We start from the raw sequence: 16,229 nt of genomic DNA, 5'->3' as shown, positions 1-16,229 counted from the left end.
CCCGTCATGAAACATCTCCGTCTCGCCATCCTGGCCGCACCGATCCTGCTGGCCTCGGCAGCTTTCGCCCAGAACCAGGTCGCCACGCTGCGCAACACCGCGCCGCTGGGCGAGCAGGGTGAAGCCACCCAGATCCCCGGCGTTGTCAACACCGACATCCGCCAGGTGCGCAACTACCCGGACCAGCCGCCGCTGATCCCGCACAAGACCGACAACTACCAGGTCGATCTGAACTCCAACAAATGCCTGACCTGCCACAGCCGCACGGCCGTGGAGGTCAGCCAAGCGCCGATGATCTCGGTCACCCACTTCATGAACCGCGAGGGCCAGACCCTCGGCGCGGTCAGCCCGCGGCGCTATTTCTGCAACCAGTGCCACGTGGTGCAGACCAACGCCCGGCCGCTGGTGGAGAATGAGTTCGTCGATGTCGACAAGGTGATCGATTACGTGAAGGCAAAGCAGGGCGGGGCGGACTGATGTTTGGTTTCCTGAAACGGCTCTGGTGGATCATCAGGCGACCCAGCGCCTATTTCTCGCTCGGCTTCCTGACCATGGGCGGCTTCGTTATGGGGATCATCTTCTGGGGCGGTTTCAACACCGCGCTTGAAGTGACCAACACCGAGGCCTTCTGCACCAGCTGCCACGAAATGCGCGACAACGTGTTCGAGGAGCTGAAGCCGACGATCCACTATTCCAACCGCTCCGGCGTCCGCGCGTCCTGCCCGGACTGCCACGTGCCGCACAACTGGACCAACAAGATCGCCCGCAAGATGCAGGCCTCCAAGGAGGTTTGGGGCAAGATCTTCGGCACCATCAACACGCGGGAGAAATTCCTGGAGCACCGGCTGGAACTGGCGCAGCACGAATGGGCGCGGCTTGAGGCGAACGACTCGCTGGAGTGCCGCAACTGCCACTCGGACGAGTCGATGGACATCACCCGCCAGTCCAAGCGGGCAGCGGACGCGCATGAGCGCTTCCTGTTCACCGGCGAGAAAACCTGCATCAACTGCCACAAGGGCATCGCCCACCAGCTGCCCGACATGGCCGCAGCCGAAGGCGAAGATCACGCGGGCCTGCTGGCGCCGGCCCACGGCGAGGGCCTGCTGGCCAGCACCCGCAGCTACCTGGGCCTGAGCAGCAACTGACGCTGCCTGCCCTTCAAAAACAAGAAAAGGCCGCTGTCCCGATGGGCAGCGGCCTTTTTAGTGTCTGTTTCACGCGGATCTTACAGCGGGATGCTGCCCAGGTGATCCTCACCGCGCTCGCGGGCCAGCTTCATCTGCTTCTGCCGCTCGCGGAACCGCGCCTTGTCCTCTTCCGAGGTCTGATCGATGCACAGGTGGCAGCTGACGCCCTGCTCGAACTCGGGCCGTTCCTTGTCTTCCGACAGGATCGGGCGGCGGCAACCGTGGCACAGCTCATGCGGGCCTTCGACCAGCCCGTGGCCGACTGACACACGGTTGTCGAAGACAAAGCATTCGCCTTCCCAGGTGCTGTCCTCGGCGGGCATTTCCTCCAGGTAGCGCAGGATGCCGCCCTTCAGGTGATAGACATCCTCCACGCCCTGGCCCAGCAGGTAGTTGGTCGACTTCTCGCAGCGTATGCCGCCGGTGCAGAACATCGCAACCCGCTTGTTGTGGAAGCGGTCCTTGTTCTCCTCCCACCAGGCGGGGAAGTCGCGGAAGCTTTCTGTCTTGGGGTCGATCGCGCCCTCGAAGGTGCCTATCGCCACCTCGTAATCGTTGCGGGTGTCGATCAGCACCACATCGTCCTGCTGGATCAGGTCGTTCCAGTCCTCGGGCTCGACGTAATGCCCGACAGAGGCCAGCGGATCCACATCCGGCTGGCCCATGGTCACGATCTCTTTCTTCAGCCGCACCTTCATCTTGCCGAACGGCGGCTCAGCTGCGGCGGCCTCCTTCCATTCCAGACCGGCGCAGCCGGGCAGCGCCTTGATATGGGCGAGCACTGCGTCGATGCCAGCCCGCGGGCCGGCGATGGTGCCATTGATCCCCTCCTGCGCCAGCAGCAAAGAGCCTTTAACGCCCTGTGCCTGGCACAGGTCCAAGAGCGCCGGCCTGACCGCGGCGGGATCGGGGAAACGGGTGAAGTGATAGAGGGCGGCAATCGTGTACATGGCCCGCCCATAGAACCAAGGCGCGCGTATTTCAAGCAAAAGCCCTGCTGCACAGGCTTGGAAAGCTGTGCCCTGAATGCACTTTTTAACGCGGGCTGCGAACCCGGACCCAGCAGGAGTTCCCAAGACCGGACGGCACCGCTACATATTGTATAAGCCACAATAGGAGCAGCCCATGTCCCAAGCCCTGATTGTTGTCGATGTGCAGAATGATTTCTGCCCCGGAGGCGCGCTGGCCGTGCCCGGCGGGGATGAGGTGGTTGCCCCCGTAAACGCGATGATGGAGCGGTTCGACACCGTGATCCTGACCCAGGACTGGCATCCGGCGGGGCATTCCTCCTTTGCCTCCGCGCATCCGGGCAAGGCGCCTTTCGAGACCGTGGAAATGCCCTATGGCACCCAGGTGCTTTGGCCGGACCACTGTGTGCAGGGCACCGAAGGGGCGGCCTTTCACAAGGATCTGCGCACCGATGGCGACCTGATCATCCGCAAGGGGTTCCGCGCAGGGATCGACAGCTATTCCGGCTTCTTCGAGAACGACCGGACCACGCCCACCGGGCTCGAGGGATACCTGCGCAGCCGCAGCATCACGGATCTCACCCTGGCCGGGCTGGCCACGGATTTCTGCGTAGCCTTCACGGCGCTGGACGCGGCTCGGTTGGGCTTTGCGGTAACAGTGGATCTCGCCGCCTGCCGCGCAATCGACCTGGAGGGCTCGCTTCAGACGGCGCTCTCACAGATGAAGGAGGCGGGGGTCGATTTGCAATCTTGAGTTGAGGTTTCCAAATATTAACACAATCATATTAACCTTGGCGGGGTGTCCTGGCAGCAAGGCTGGATGATGACTTTAGCAGAAGGGCCGGCTACCGGCCCGTTAGCCAGCTATGAAAGGAAATACAGCTCGCAAGAGCTGATGATGCGCTATGCCAGGGGGCGCTGCAAAACCTTCTGGCCGCGCCAGGCGTTTGTCCTTGGGGCGTGCCTTCTGCTGGGCCTGGCAACGGATATGCAGCTTGCGGCGCTTGCGTTTCTGGCGGCAATGGCCGGCGACATCATCGACAGCCTCTGCCTCCGGCAGCTTCCGGCAATGGCCGCCAGGGGCGTTCCGGAACAGCGGATGCGCCTTCTCAGCAGTTTTTCTGCCGCCATCTATGGCGCGGGAATTAGCATGTGCGCCACGCTTCCGTATTGGCCTGTAATGAAGGCGGAGGTGCATACCGCGCATCACCTCGACCTGTTGTTCTCCATTGCTTTCATGTCGGGCATTGCGATGAATGCGGCGATCACCTTGCCGTTTCACCGGGCCGCTTCGCTAATCTGGATGGCATTTTTCTGCACCGTGCCTGCTATCATGCTGTGGCACGATCTGGCAGATGGCGGCGGGGTCACTACCGAATGGCAGCTGCATGCCGTAGGCTTCCTGATTCTGTTTGGCTACATGATATGGCTTGCCGGCTACGGCCGCCGTTCGTTTGAAAATACCCGCCAGTACAATCTTGCCACCGCCACCCAGCAGCAGGAGCTGGGGGCGGCAAACACCCGTCTGCAGGAGCAGCGGAAGGAGGCCCGGCGCCTGGCGCTGGTTGCCGAAAATGCCAACGACAGCGTGATGCTGATGGACCGGGAGGGGCGGATCACCTGGGTTAACGACAGTTTCACCCGCATCACCGGCTATTCCTTCGGCGAGGCGCTGGGCCGGCTGCCCGGCGATCTGCTGAACAGCGGCGAGACCGATCCTGAAACCATCCGGAAATTGCAGGACAGTGTCCGTTATGCCCGCCCGGTCCGGGTGGAAATCCGCAACCGGCGCAAGGACGGGCAGCTGGTCTGGATCGAAACCAGCCAGGTGCCGATGGTAGACAGCGAAGGCAGGCTGGAGACTCTGATTGCCGTGGAACGCGACATCTCCGCTGCCAAGGAGCACGCGCAGCAGCTGGTGCAGGCGCGCATCGCCGCCGAGGAAGGCGCCCGGGCCAAGGCGGATTTCCTCGCTACCATGAGCCATGAGATCCGCACGCCGCTGAACGGAGTGATCGGCATGGCGCAGTTGCTGCGAGACAGCGGCCTGACGCAAGAACAGGAACCCTACGCGGACACGATCCTCAGTTCTGCGGACATGCTGCTTGCCCTGATCAACGATGTTCTGGATTTTTCCAAGATGGACGCGGAGGAATGCACCCTCAGCCCGGTCAACTTTGACCCGCGCGCCTGTTTCGAAACTACCATCCGGCTGCTGCAGCCCCAGGCTGAGGCAAAAGGGCTGAAGCTTTCGCTGGAGATCAGCAGCAGCCTGCCCGGCCTGTTGCGGGGGGATGACCGCCGGATCCGGCAGATTCTGATGAACCTGGCGGGCAACGCGATCAAGTTCACTGATCAGGGCAGCGTGGCCGTCGCGGTGGACAGCGAACCGGCAGGGGACGGAATCGATCTGACCTTTACCGTAACGGACACCGGGATCGGCATCGCCGAGGACAAGCTGGACGGCGTGTTCGAACGGTTTTCCCAGGCCGATGCCGCGATCAGCCGCCGCTTTGGCGGCACCGGGCTGGGGCTGGCCATATCCCGCCGCCTGGCAGAGGCGATGGGCGGCAGCATAGCGGTGTCCTCCCAGCTGGGCCTCGGGTCCTGCTTCGCGGTGCGGCTGCACTTGCTGCCGCCGCAAAAGGACACGGCCGCACCGCAGGCAGACCCGCCGCCGGCGGACGGCACGGCCGCTTTGGACGGGCTGCGGGTGCTGGTGGCCGAGGACAACGCCGTCAACCGGCTGTTGGTCGAAAAGTTCCTGCAATCAGTCCCTGTGGAGCTGGCCTTTGCCAGAGACGGCCGCGAGGCGGTGGCCCAGTTCGAGGCGTTTGCGCCTGATATCATCCTGATGGACATGTCGATGCCGGACATGGACGGGCTGGAGGCGACCCGGTCCATCCGCGCCCTTGCACGCCCGCAGCCCGCCATCGTCGCCCTGACCGCCAATGCCTTCGACTCCGACCGCAAGGCCTGCCTGGCGGCCGGCATGGACGAATTCATGAGCAAACCGATCAGCAAGCCCAAGCTGCTGGCGCTGCTGGGCCAATTGGCGCCGCAGGCGCTCAGCCGCCGCGCGGGCTGATGTCCTTGCCCCGGGTGGCGGGCTGTCCTATCAATCAATGACCCCTATGCACGAGGCCGCCGGTGGATATTGCAACCCGCGTCTACAATCACAAATGGAAGATCGACCCGATTATCCGGTCGCTCATCGATACTGATTTCTACAAGCTTCTGATGTGCCAGTCGGTGTTCCGCAACAAGCCGGACACCACCGTGACCTTCTCGCTGATCAACCGGTCGGCGCATGTGCCGCTGGCCCGGCTCATTGACGAGGGGGAGCTGCGCGAACAGCTGGACCACATCCGCTCGCTGTCTCTCAGCCGCGGTGAAAGCACCTGGCTGCGCGGCAATACCTTCTATGGCAAGCGGCAGATGTTCCGCCCGGATTTCATGGAATGGTTCGAGGGGCTGCGCCTGCCGCCCTACCACCTGGAGCGCAAGGGCGACCAGTACGAGCTGACCTTCGAGGGCAAATGGCACGAGGTGATGCTGTGGGAAATCCCGGCGCTTGCGGTGCTGATGGAGCTGCGCAGCCGGGCGGTGCTGGACCAGATGGGCCGGTTTGAGCTGCAAGTGCTTTACGCCCGCGCCATGACCCGCGTCTGGGAAAAGATCGAGCGCCTGCGCGAGGTGGAGGACCTGACCATCGCCGATTTCGGCACCCGCCGCCGCCATTCCTTCCTGTGGCAGGACTGGTGCGTGCAGGCGATGATCGAGGGCCTGGGCGAGAAATTCACCGGCACCTCCAACTGCCTCATCGCCATGCGCCGCGAGGTGGAGGCAATCGGCACCAACGCCCACGAACTGCCGATGGTTTATTCGGCGCTGGCAGACAGCGACGCGGAACTGGCCCAGGCCCCCTATGACGTTCTGTCCGACTGGCATGACGAGCACGAGGGCAACCTGCGCATCATCTTGCCCGACACCTACGGCACCCAGGGGTTCCTGGACCGCGCGCCGGATTGGCTGGCCGGCTGGACCGGCATCCGCATCGACAGCGGCGACCCGGCCAAAGGCGCCGAGGTGGCGATCAACTGGTGGAAAGAGCGCGGCGAGGACCCGGCAGAGAAACGGGTGATCTTCTCCGATGGGTTGGACGTGCAGCAGATCCAGGACCTGCACGCGCAATTCTCAGACCGCACCAAGGTTTCCTTTGGCTGGGGCACACTCTTGACCAACGACTTCCGCAAGCTGGTGCCGGATGACGCGCTGGCGCCGTTCTCGCTGGTCTGCAAGGCGGTTGCAGCCAACGGGCGGCCCACGGTGAAACTGTCGGACAACCCGGAAAAGGCGATGGGTCCGGCAGATGAAATCGAACGCTACAAGCGGGTGTTCGGCGTAGGCAGGCAGGAGCGGCAGGCGGTAATCGTCTGAGAGCAGAAGAGGGGGCGCCGCCCCCTCGGCCTGGCGGCCTCACCCCCGGAGCATTTTGGAAAGGTGAAAGAGGCGCGCGCTTAGCCGTGATGCGCCGCCACCGTTTTCAGCTGCGAGAAACCGTAAAGCGCCTCAAAGCCTTTCTCCCGCCCGTGGCCGGATTTCCCGACCCCGCCGAAAGGCAGCTCCACCCCGCCGCCGGCACCGTAGTTGTTGAGGAACACCTGGCCCGCCCGCAGCCGTTTTGCCAGCCGCATCTGCCGCGCGCCGTCGCGGGTCCAGACGCTGGCGACAAGGCCATAGTCCGTGGCATTGGCGATCCGCAGCGCGTCTTCTTCGGTGTCGAACGGGATCAGCACCTGCACCGGGCCAAAGATTTCCTCCCGCGCCAGCACGTGATCCTCCGGCACATCCGCAAACAGGGTGGGGCGCACATAGGCGCCGCATTCTGGCGCGTGCTCCACGATGGACCCCTGCGCCGCAACCGGCAGGTCCGCGCCTTGATTCAGATAGTCCTCGACAATCTGCTTTTGGCGGCTGGAAATCAGCGGCCCGACCCGCAGGTCCTCTGCTGCCGGCCCAACCGTCAGCGCGCCATAGGCCGCTGCCATCCGCGCCTTCACGTCCTCGTAAATCCCGCGCTGCACCAGAATGCGCGAGGAGGCAGAACAAGTCTGGCCCGCGTTCTGGATGCCGGCGTTCACCAGAAACGGCAGCGCAGCGTCCAGGTCGGCATCGTTAAACACCAGCTGCGGGGACTTGCCGCCCAGCTCCAGCGTCACCGGCACCACATTGGCGCCGGCTGCCTGCTGCACCAGCGCGCCGGTCCGGACCGACCCGGTGAAGGAGATGTGATGCACACCGGGATGCCCGGCCAGCGCCGCGCCGGCCTCAGCCCCCAGGCCCGGCACCACGTTCAAGGCCCCCGCAGGCAGCCCGGCCTCCATGGCGATATGGGCAAAGGCCAGCGCCGTCAGGCAGGCCTCCTCCGCGGGTTTCAGCACGCAGGCATTGCCCATCGCCAGCGCGGCCCCGACTGAGCGGCCGATGATCTGCATCGGGTAGTTCCAGGGCACGATATGCCCCGTCACCCCATGCGGCTCGCGCAGGGTATAGACGGTGTAGCCATCGAGATAGGGGATGGTCTCCCCCATCACCTTGTCTGCCGCGCCGCCGTAGAACTCGCAGTAGCGCGCCAGCGCCACCGCATCGGCGCGCGCCTGGGTCAGCGGCTTGCCCACGTCCATCGCCTCGATCGCGGCCAGCAGCTCCACCCGCTCCAGCACAAACTGGCCGATCCGGGTCAGGATGCGGCCCCGCTCCAGCGCAGTCATTCGGCCCCATTCGCCGTCCAGCACCGTCTGTGCTTCCAGCACCGCGGCCTCGACATCCGCTGCGCCGCCGCGGGCGATCTGGCAGATCTCGCTGCCGTCGGAGGGGTTCACCAGCGGCAGCGTGCCGCCGCTGGCCGCGGGCAGCCATTTGCCGCCAATCAGGCAAAGCGCGGGATCGAACCAGAGGGGATCAGACATGCTGGGGGTTCCTTTCGAGGCCATTGAGATCGGGCAGCACCGGCGCTGCGGCGATCAACTGGCGGGTGTAGGGGTGCTGGGGATCGCTGAACACGGCTTCGGTTTCGCCCTGCTCGACGATCTCGCCGTGTTGCATCACCAGGCAGCGGTCGGTGATCGTGCGCACCACGCTCAGGTCGTGGCTGATGAACAGATAGGTGAGCGAATAGGCCGCGCACAGCTCCGCCAGCAGGTCGAGGATACGGGCGCGGACGGAGACGTCGAGCGCAGAGACCGCCTCGTCAAAGATGATCAGCTCCGGCCGTGTGATCAGGGCGCGGGCAATGGCGATACGCTGGCGCTGGCCGCCGGAGAACTGGTGAATGTATTTTCCGGCATCCTCCGGCTTTAGCCCGACGGCGGTCAGGGTCTCGGCAATCAGATCACGGCGCGCCGCCCCGGCGGGCGGATCGGGCAGCGTATGGAACGGTTCGGTGATCAGCCGCTCCACGCGGTGGCGCGGGTTGAAGCTGCCGTAGGGGTCCTGGAACACCACCTGAATCTTGCGCCGGCTCGTCGGCTCAAGGTGAGTCGTCACAGGCTGGCCGTCGAGACGAATCTCCCCGTCTTGCAGCGGCTCCAGCCCCAGAATCGCCCTTGTTAGGGTCGATTTTCCGCAGCCCGACTCACCCACCAGCCCCAGCCGCTCGCCGCGGTTCAGGGTGAAGGAGACATCGTTCACGGCGCGGAAGCTGCAAGGTTTTGCGAACAGCGATTCGCGCGGGGTCTTGTAGTCGCGCACCGCGTTCCGGACCTCCAGCAGCGGCGCCGGGGCAGGCGGCTGCGGCAGTGCCACCTGATGGCTGGAGGCCTCAAACAGCATCCGCGTGTAGGGATGGCGCATGTTGCGTAGCAGCCAATCCGTGTGTCCGGCCTCCACCACCTCGCCACGGCGCATGACGACGATCCGGTCGGCCAGATCTGCCACCACGGCCAGGTCATGGGTGATGATCAGAAGGCCCATGCCATAGTCCTGCACCAGGTCCTTCAGCAGCGCCAGGATCTGCGCCTGGGTGGTCACATCCAGCGCCGTGGTTGGCTCATCCGCGATCAGCAGTTTCGGACGCAGGGCAATGGCCATGGCAATAACCACCCGCTGGCGCTGGCCGCCCGACAACTCATGCGGATAGCGCGACAGCGGAAAGCGGTCCTGAGGCAGCCCGACCCGCTCCAGCACCTCGCGGGCGCGGGCCTCGGCTTTCTCGCGCGGCATTGCCTTGTGGATCAGGATCGTTTCCATCACCTGCGCGCCAATGGTCTTCACCGGATTGAGCGCGGTCATCGGTTCCTGGAACACCATGCCGATGGACTGGCCGCGGATGGCGCACATGCGGTCCTCGGGCTGCTCCAGCAGCTGGGTGCCGTCCAGGGTGATATAGCCGCGGGCCTCCGCCAGCTCCGGCAGCAGCTGCATGATGGCGAGTGCGGTCATCGACTTGCCGGAGCCGCTCTCGCCGGTGACGGCAACAATCTCGCCCGGATCAACGTGAAAGGACACATCTTTGAGCGCCTGAAACGCGCCGATGCTGACTGACAGGCTGGTGACATCCAACAAGGTCATGCGCGCGCTACCCTCAGTTTCGGGTCCAGATAATCGCGCAATCCATCGCCCAGAAGGTTCAGTCCCAGCACCGTCAGGATGATGGCCACGCCCGGCACCAGCGCCAGATGCGGCGCAAAGCTCACCATGGTCTGCGCATCTGCCAGCATCCGCCCCCAGCTGGGCGTGGGCGGCTGGGCGCCAAGGCCGACATAGCTGAGGCCCGCCTCCGCCAGAATGCCGAGCGAGAACTGGATGGTGCCTTGCACGATCAAAAGGTTCATCACGTTGGGCAGGATATGCTCGGCCGAGATCCGCGCCGCGCCCTTGCCTGCGACTCGTGCGGCCAGGATGAACTCGCGTTCCCAAAGGGACAGCGCCGCGCCGCGGGTGATGCGGGCAAACACCGGGATGTTGAAGATGCCGATGGCGATGATGGCGTTGACCGCCCCGGCGCCCAGCACGGCGGTGATCAGGATGGCGATCACTAGCGACGGGAAGGCAAAGACCAGGTCATTGCCGCGCATGATCAATTCATCCAGCCAGGATCCCTTGCGCGCGGCCGCCGCCAGCCCCAGCGGCACGCCCGCGCCCATGCCGATGCCAACCGCCACCAGCGCTACGGCGATGGAGGTGCGGGCGCCCACCATGATCATCGACATGAGGTCGCGGCCGAAATGATCGGTGCCCAGCCAATGCTGCGCATTCGGTGTCTGCAGCTTGGCCGGGATGTTCATCACCGCGTGGTCAAACGGCGTCCAAAGGAACGACACCGCCGCCGCCAGCAACACCAGCGAGGACAGCACGGTGCCAAGGATCAGGTTGCGGGTCATGTCCGGCTCCTTAGCCGCGGGTCGACCAGCGCATAGGCCAGATCGACCAGGAAATTCACCGTTATGACGGCAAAGACCAAGAGCATCACCACCGACTCCACCACGATCAGATCACGCGAGGAGATCGCCTGGAACACCAGCCGCCCGAGGCCAGGCAGGTAGAACACCTGCTCGATGATGATGGCGCCCGCCAGCAGGAAGGAGAACTGCAACCCGATGATCGTCAGCACCGGGATCAGCGCGTTCCTGACCCCGTGCCGCCACAGCGCCTGACGGCGTGTCAGCCCCTTGGCACGGGCGGTACGCATGAAGTCCTCGCCGAGGATGTCCAGAAGGGCGGAGCGCATGACGCGGGTCAGGATCGCCGCCTGCGGCAGCGCCAGCGCGATGGCGGGCAGGGTGAGCGCATGGAGGCCGCTCAGCAGACCCGCGTCCCAACCCGGAAACCCGCCGGCGCCGAACCAGCGCAGGTTGATGGCAAAGATCAGGACCAGCATCATCGCAAACCAGAAGTTCGGCACCGCAACGCCCAGCTGGGTGGCGCCCATCACCGCCATATCACCCGGCTTGCCGCGGCGGGCGGCGGCGTAGATGCCGGCCGGAAAGGCAATCAGCGTCGACAGTGTCAGCGCGTAAAGCGCCAGCGGCAGCGACACCCACAGCCGGTCCGCGATCATCCCGGCGACCGGCGTGCGGTAAGTGTAGGAGGTGCCGAAATCGCCGCTGAGCATCCCTGCGGCCCACGTCAGGTAACGGGCCAGCTTGCCCTGATCCAATCCCAGCTCCGCCCGCAGCGCGGCAATTGTATCGGGCTGCGCATTGACGCCCAGCATGAAGGAGGCCGGATCGCCCGGCGCCACCTCCACCACGAGGAAGATCACCAGCGAGGCAACGGCCAGGCTGAGGAACAGCGACAACAGGCGTTTCAGGGCATAACGCAGCATGGAAGCCACGTTAGGAGCGCGCGGCAGCCGGGTCCAGAGGGCGGCGGAAGGAAACCAAGCGCGGGCGGTAAAAATGCGCAGCGTCAAGAGGTTGTGCGCAGTTCGGCCAGTAAGAGGCCAAAGGTGCCCGGCAGGCACTTTGGCAGCGGGCGGAAACCGGCTATCACTGTGCCATGCTGTCCCGCCCCCTTTTCATCGGATCGGAAATCTACCGCGGCTCCTCATATGGCCGCACCCATCCCTTGCGGGTGCCGCGGGTCTCGACCGTGATGGACCTGTCCCGCGCGCTGGGCTGGCTGCCGGACGCGGTCTATGTGAACTCCCCCCGCGCCAGGCCTGCGGCGCTGACTGCCTGGCACACGCCCGAATACGTGGCGGCATTGCAGGCGGCGGAGGCGGCGCAGGAAGTGAGCGCGGAGGTGCGCGCAAGGCATCATCTCGGCACCCTCTCCAATCCGGTGTTTCCGGAAATCTTCCGCCGCCCGGCCACCGCCGCGGGCGGTTCGATCCTGGCAGGCGAGCTGCTGGCCGATGGCGGCATCATCTACAACCCGGCGGGCGGCACTCATCACGGGATGCCGGACCGCGCCAACGGCTTCTGCTATCTGAACGATCCTGTCCTGGCGATGCTGTCGCTGCGCCATCACGGCGTCCGGCGGATCGCCTATGTGGACATTGACGCCCATCACGCCGACGGGGTGGAGCACGGCTTTGCCGGCGACGCGGATGTGCTGATGATCTCGGTGCACGAGGAGAACCTCTGGCCCAAGACCGGCAGGCTAACCGATGACGCGGGCGGATCAGCGCTGAACCTGCCGGTGCCGCGCGGCTTCAACGATGACGAGATGGCGCATATCCGCGACGCGCTGATCCTGCCGGCGGTCGAGGCGTTTCAGCCGGATGCGATCGTGCTGCAATGCGGGGCGGATGCCGTCACCGAAGACCCGCTGCCGCATCTGGACCTGTCGAACAACGCCCATTGGGCGGTGGTGCGGGCACTGATGGGGATGGCGCCGCGCTATCTGGTGCTGGGCGGCGGCGGTTACAACCCGTGGTCGGTCGGGCGGCTCTGGACCGGGGTGTGGGCCACGCTGAACGGATTTGAGGTGCCGGAGAGGCTGCCAGCTGCGGGCGAAGCGGTGCTGCGCGGGCTGGAGTTCAACGGCAACCGGCTGGGCCGCAACCCGCCGGAGCATTGGTTCACCACCCTCTGGGACCAGCCGCGCGGCGGCGAGGTGCGGCGGGAAATCCGGGAGAGGGTGGATTATTTGCGGAAAAGACGGGGGCTTTGAACCTGGTTCCGCCTGGCCGCAGGGCGGGCAGCGCCCGTCCCGCCTCCCACGGGGCGGGCACTGCCCTGCGCGACGGGGATCGTACTTTACTCCGTCCAGCTGAGCGCACTCAGGTCGATGGCCGCTGTCGGCGCGTTCTCCCACAAACCCTGCAGCCCGGCCTTTGCCACCCCCAGCTTGGCCAGCTGGAACAGGTAGCCGTTCACGTAATCCGCCGAAATCATCTCCTGTGCCTCCTGCAGGATCGCGGTGCGGGCGTCCGTATCGGTGGTGGCGGTCAGCTTGGCCATCAGCTCCTGGAACGGTTTGCTGTCATACTGGAAATAATACTCGGGCCGGGCATAGATGCCGATGTCCATCGGCTCGGTATGGCTGATGATGGTCAGGCCAAAGCTCTTGCCGCGGAACACGCTTTCCAGCCATTGCGCCCATTCGACGTTGATGATCTCAGCCTTGATCCCCACGGCGGCCAGCTGTGCGGCAACGATTTCGCCGCCGCGCCGCGCATAGGAGGGCGGCGGCAGGTGCAGGGTGGTCTCAAACCCGTCCGGGAAACCTGCCTCTGCCAGCAGTGCCTTGGCTTGATCCGGGTCATAGGCTGACTTGCCGGTCAAGTCCTTGTAGGCCGGGTGGTGCGGCGCGAAATGCGTGCCGATCGGGGTGCCATAGCCGAACATGGCGCCATCGATGATCGCCTGCCGGTCGATGGCATGGGCCATCGCCTGCCGCACCCGGATGTCGTCGAACGGCGGCTGCTTGTTGTTGGTGGACAGGATGGTCTCGCCCTCGGTCGAGCCGACCAGCACCTGGAACCGCGGATCGGCGTCGAACTGGGGCAGGTTTTCCGGCGCCGGGAAATTGTCAAAGGCGTCGATGTCCTCTGCCATCATCGCGGCAAAGGCTGCGGTCGGGTCAGAGATGAACTTGAAGGTGGCCGAGGCCAGCGCGGGCTGTTCGCCCCAGTAGTCCGGATTGCGTGCCAGCGTGATGCGGTCGCCCTGCACCCACTCCTGGAACGTATAGGCGCCAGTGCCGACCGGATTGGTCTTGATGCTTTCAATGCTTTCCGGCGCCACGATCACCGCATCGCCCCAGGCGAGGTTGAACAGCAGGCTGCCGTTCGGCGCCTCCAGCGTGATCCGCACGGTCTGCGGGTCCACTGCTTCGACTGCTGTAATCCCATCGAACAGCGCCTTCTGCGCGTTGGTGCTGTCCTCCGCGCGGGCGCGGTCGAGCGAGAATTTCACGTCCTCCGCATCCATCGTGCTGCCGTCGTGAAAGGTCACACCCTCTCGCAGTTTGAAGGTATAGACGTTTCCGTCCCCGGAAATTTCCCAGCTTTCCGCCAGCCCCGGCACCACCGAGCCATCGCCCATGAAGCGGGTCAGCCCCTCAAAGATGTTGCTGTAAACCACCGAGTCGATGGCCTGCGCCGCGGCGCTGGTCGGGTCCAGGTGCGGCGGCTCCAGCTGCAGGCCGATGGTGACGCTGTCCTTGGCCCAGGCGCCGCCCGCCATCAGGGCCAGCGCGGAACTGGCGGCAAAAACAAAGGATTTGAAACCCATCGGAAAACTCCCTGTTTGCAATAAACGGGCCTGAAAATGGCGCCCATTGGAAACGAGTTTCCCTGTTTCCCGAACGTAATCAAGACCACGGGACATTTCGCGCACTGGAAGCACGCGGCGTTAATTGGTAATCCGTGCGCCATCCGAACCGCGAACAGGACAGCCATGAGCGCGACAGCCAAGAAACAGGCGCCCAACGCCGAAGATATCCGTGCCCGCAAGGGCGGCACCCCTTTGGTGAGCCTGACGGCCTATACCACGCCGATGGCGCGGCTGATGGACAAGCACTGCGACTTCGTGCTGGTCGGCGACAGCGTCGGCATGGTGCTGCACGGGCTGACCTCCACTCTGGGCGTCACCATGGAGATGATGATCATGCACGGCCAGGCGGTTGCGCGCGGTCTTGAGCGCGCGATGCTGGTCATCGACATGCCCTTCGGCTCCTACGAAGAAGGCCCGCAGCAGGCGTTCCGCAACGCCGCCCGGCTGATGGCGGAAACCGGCTGCGCCGCGGTCAAGCTGGAAGGCGGCGTCGAGATGGCAGAAACGATCCGCTTCCTGGTCAAGCGCGGCATCCCAGTGATGGCCCACATCGGCCTCACGCCGCAGTCGATCAACACCCTGGGCGGCTACAAGGTGCAGGGCCGCGATGCGCAGGCTGATGCGGTGCTGGCGGATGCCCGTGCGGTGGCCGAGGCCGGGGCGTTTTCCGTGGTGCTGGAAAAGGTGCCGCAGAAACTGGCCGACAAGATCACCGCCGAGGTGGCGATTCCCACCATCGGCATCGGCGCCAGCGCCGGCTGCGACGGGCAGATCCTGGTGGTCGATGACATGCTGGGCTTCTTCACCGCCTTCAAGCCGAAATTCGTCAAACGCTACGCTGACCTAGGCCCGCTGGCAGAGGCCGGCATCGCCGAATACGCCGCCGAAGTGCGCGCCCGCAGCTTCCCCGCGGCAGAGCATGTCTTTGCCGAGCAGGCGCCTGCGTCCAAGACGTCTTCCAAAGGATGACTGCCGACATGACCGCTCCAATCCTGCGCCGCTTAGGCGACCTGCGTGCCAAGACGGGTAAATGGCGCCGTTCTGGTGAAACCATCGGCCTTGTTCCCACAATGGGCGCGCTGCACGCAGGCCACCTGTCGCTGGTGGAAGCCGCCAAGGCGGCCTGCGACCGGGTGATCGTGACCATCTTCGTGAACCCCAAGCAGTTCAACAACCCGGAGGATCTGGCGAACTACCCGCGCACCGAAAACGAGGACGCGGAAAAGCTCGCCCCCTACGGCGTCGACCTGATTTATGTCCCGGACCCGGACCAGATCTACCCGGACGGCTATGCCACCAATATCTCCGTCGGCGGCAGCATCACCGCGGTGATGGAAGGCCCCTTCCGGCCCGGCCATTTCGATGGCGTCGCGACGGTGGTGGCCAAGCTGTTCCTGCAGACCAGCGCGGACAAGGCGTTCTTCGGCCAGAAGGATTACCAGCAGCTGATGGTGGTGACCCGCATGGCCCGCGATCTGGACATCCCGATTGAGGTGATCGGCTGCCCGACGGTGCGGGAGGCCTCGGGCCTCGCCATGTCCTCTCGCAACCTGCGCCTGTCGGAGGAGGCCCTGGCCAAGGCTGCGGCCCTGAATGCGGCCATGCGCGAGGCCGCCGCCAAGGCATCCGCGGGCGAACCCTGGGCGCCGCTGGAAGCCGCCGCGCGCCAGGCGCTGGCCAAGGCGGGATTCGGCGATGTGGAATACTTCGACCTGCGCTGCGCCGAAACCCTGGAGGCGCTGGAGACCCCCTCCCGGCCAGCAGGCGGCCACCATCGGCCAGGCCTGTTTCCAGCCGGGGATGATGAAGTCCACCTACGGGACAGGGTGTTTTGCGCTCTTGAACAC

At 64.9% G+C, this 16,229-nt stretch carries 14 protein-coding genes; 8 read left to right on the top strand and 6 right to left on the bottom strand.

The features are described from left to right. Positions 1–6: 6 nt before the first annotated feature. Entirely contained in the window at positions 7–477 is a 471-nt protein-coding gene (locus LHL23_RS18335) for a nitrate reductase cytochrome c-type subunit (RefSeq protein ID WP_222476506.1), read from the top strand. Next, positions 477–1,145, top strand: coding sequence for a cytochrome c3 family protein (locus tag LHL23_RS18330; protein WP_222476505.1), 669 nt, complete (start codon positions 477–479; stop codon positions 1,143–1,145). Before LHL23_RS18335 ends, LHL23_RS18330 begins: the two co-directional genes overlap by 1 nt. A gap of 80 nt (positions 1,146–1,225) precedes the next feature. On the opposite strand, the gene trhO is transcribed toward LHL23_RS18330, so the two are convergent. Continuing rightward, positions 1,226–2,137, bottom strand: a complete 912-nt coding sequence (gene trhO, locus LHL23_RS18325) for an oxygen-dependent tRNA uridine(34) hydroxylase TrhO (protein ID WP_226431003.1) — start codon at positions 2,135–2,137, stop codon at positions 1,226–1,228. Positions 2,138–2,312: 175 nt separating this feature from the next. On the opposite strand from trhO, the gene pncA reads away from it, so the two are divergent. The 3 genes from pncA (at position 2,313) to pncB (ending at position 6,595) form a co-directional block, all read left to right on the top strand. Beyond that, positions 2,313–2,909 carry a bifunctional nicotinamidase/pyrazinamidase gene (gene pncA, locus LHL23_RS18320; RefSeq protein WP_226431002.1) on the top strand — a complete coding sequence of 199 codons (597 nt, stop codon included), beginning with the start codon at positions 2,313–2,315 and terminating at the stop codon, positions 2,907–2,909. Positions 2,910–2,978: 69 nt separating this feature from the next. Beyond that, positions 2,979–5,243, top strand: a complete 2,265-nt coding sequence (locus LHL23_RS18315) for an ATP-binding protein (RefSeq protein WP_226431001.1) — start codon at positions 2,979–2,981, stop codon at positions 5,241–5,243. Between the two features lie 62 nt (positions 5,244–5,305). Continuing rightward, the gene (pncB, locus tag LHL23_RS18310; protein ID WP_226431000.1) at positions 5,306–6,595 is read left to right on the top strand and encodes a nicotinate phosphoribosyltransferase; all 1,290 of its coding nucleotides are present in this window, start codon (positions 5,306–5,308) and stop codon (positions 6,593–6,595) included. 80 nt (positions 6,596–6,675) lie between these two features. Here the strand turns inward: pncB and LHL23_RS18305 are convergent, their stop codons facing one another. From LHL23_RS18305 to LHL23_RS18290, 4 genes are read right to left on the bottom strand one after another with little or no spacing between them, the layout of a single operon-like run. Beyond that, positions 6,676–8,127: an aldehyde dehydrogenase family protein gene (locus tag LHL23_RS18305; RefSeq protein WP_226430999.1), complete on the bottom strand. Its 1,452-nt coding sequence runs from the start codon at positions 8,125–8,127 to the stop codon at positions 6,676–6,678. Further along, positions 8,120–9,727, bottom strand: a complete 1,608-nt coding sequence (locus LHL23_RS18300) for an ABC transporter ATP-binding protein (protein ID WP_226430998.1) — start codon at positions 9,725–9,727, stop codon at positions 8,120–8,122. The genes LHL23_RS18305 and LHL23_RS18300 overlap by 8 nt, the downstream gene beginning before the upstream one ends. Next, the gene (locus LHL23_RS18295) at positions 9,724–10,539 is read right to left on the bottom strand and encodes an ABC transporter permease (RefSeq protein ID WP_226430997.1); all 816 of its coding nucleotides are present in this window, start codon (positions 10,537–10,539) and stop codon (positions 9,724–9,726) included. Before LHL23_RS18295 ends, LHL23_RS18300 begins: the two co-directional genes overlap by 4 nt. Then, positions 10,536–11,483, bottom strand: a complete 948-nt coding sequence (locus LHL23_RS18290) for an ABC transporter permease (RefSeq protein WP_222476489.1) — start codon at positions 11,481–11,483, stop codon at positions 10,536–10,538. The genes LHL23_RS18295 and LHL23_RS18290 overlap by 4 nt, the downstream gene beginning before the upstream one ends. Positions 11,484–11,656: 173 nt before the next feature. Here LHL23_RS18290 and LHL23_RS18285 point away from each other — a divergent pair, with 173 nt between their 5' ends. Next, positions 11,657–12,775 carry an acetoin utilization protein AcuC gene (locus LHL23_RS18285; RefSeq protein WP_226430996.1) on the top strand — a complete coding sequence of 373 codons (1,119 nt, stop codon included), beginning with the start codon at positions 11,657–11,659 and terminating at the stop codon, positions 12,773–12,775. An 86-nt stretch (positions 12,776–12,861) separates the two neighbouring features. On the opposite strand, the gene LHL23_RS18280 is transcribed toward LHL23_RS18285, so the two are convergent. Beyond that, positions 12,862–14,340: an ABC transporter substrate-binding protein gene (locus tag LHL23_RS18280; RefSeq protein ID WP_226430995.1), complete on the bottom strand. Its 1,479-nt coding sequence runs from the start codon at positions 14,338–14,340 to the stop codon at positions 12,862–12,864. 165 nt (positions 14,341–14,505) lie between these two features. Between LHL23_RS18280 and panB the strand changes: the two genes are divergently transcribed. Both panB and panC read left to right on the top strand, forming a co-directional pair. Then, entirely contained in the window at positions 14,506–15,351 is an 846-nt protein-coding gene (gene panB / locus LHL23_RS18275) for a 3-methyl-2-oxobutanoate hydroxymethyltransferase (protein WP_226430994.1), read from the top strand. Positions 15,352–15,359: 8 nt separating this feature from the next. Next, positions 15,360–16,229: pantoate--beta-alanine ligase (gene panC / locus LHL23_RS18270; protein WP_226430993.1), on the top strand; the 870-nt coding region annotated here is incomplete at its 3' end.

Origin of the sequence: Leisingera sp. McT4-56 (genome assembly GCF_020514995.1) — a bacterium.
GTDB lineage: Bacteria > Pseudomonadota > Alphaproteobacteria > Rhodobacterales > Rhodobacteraceae > Leisingera > Leisingera aquaemixtae_A.
This window is presented reverse-complemented; position numbering and strand designations above follow the sequence as displayed.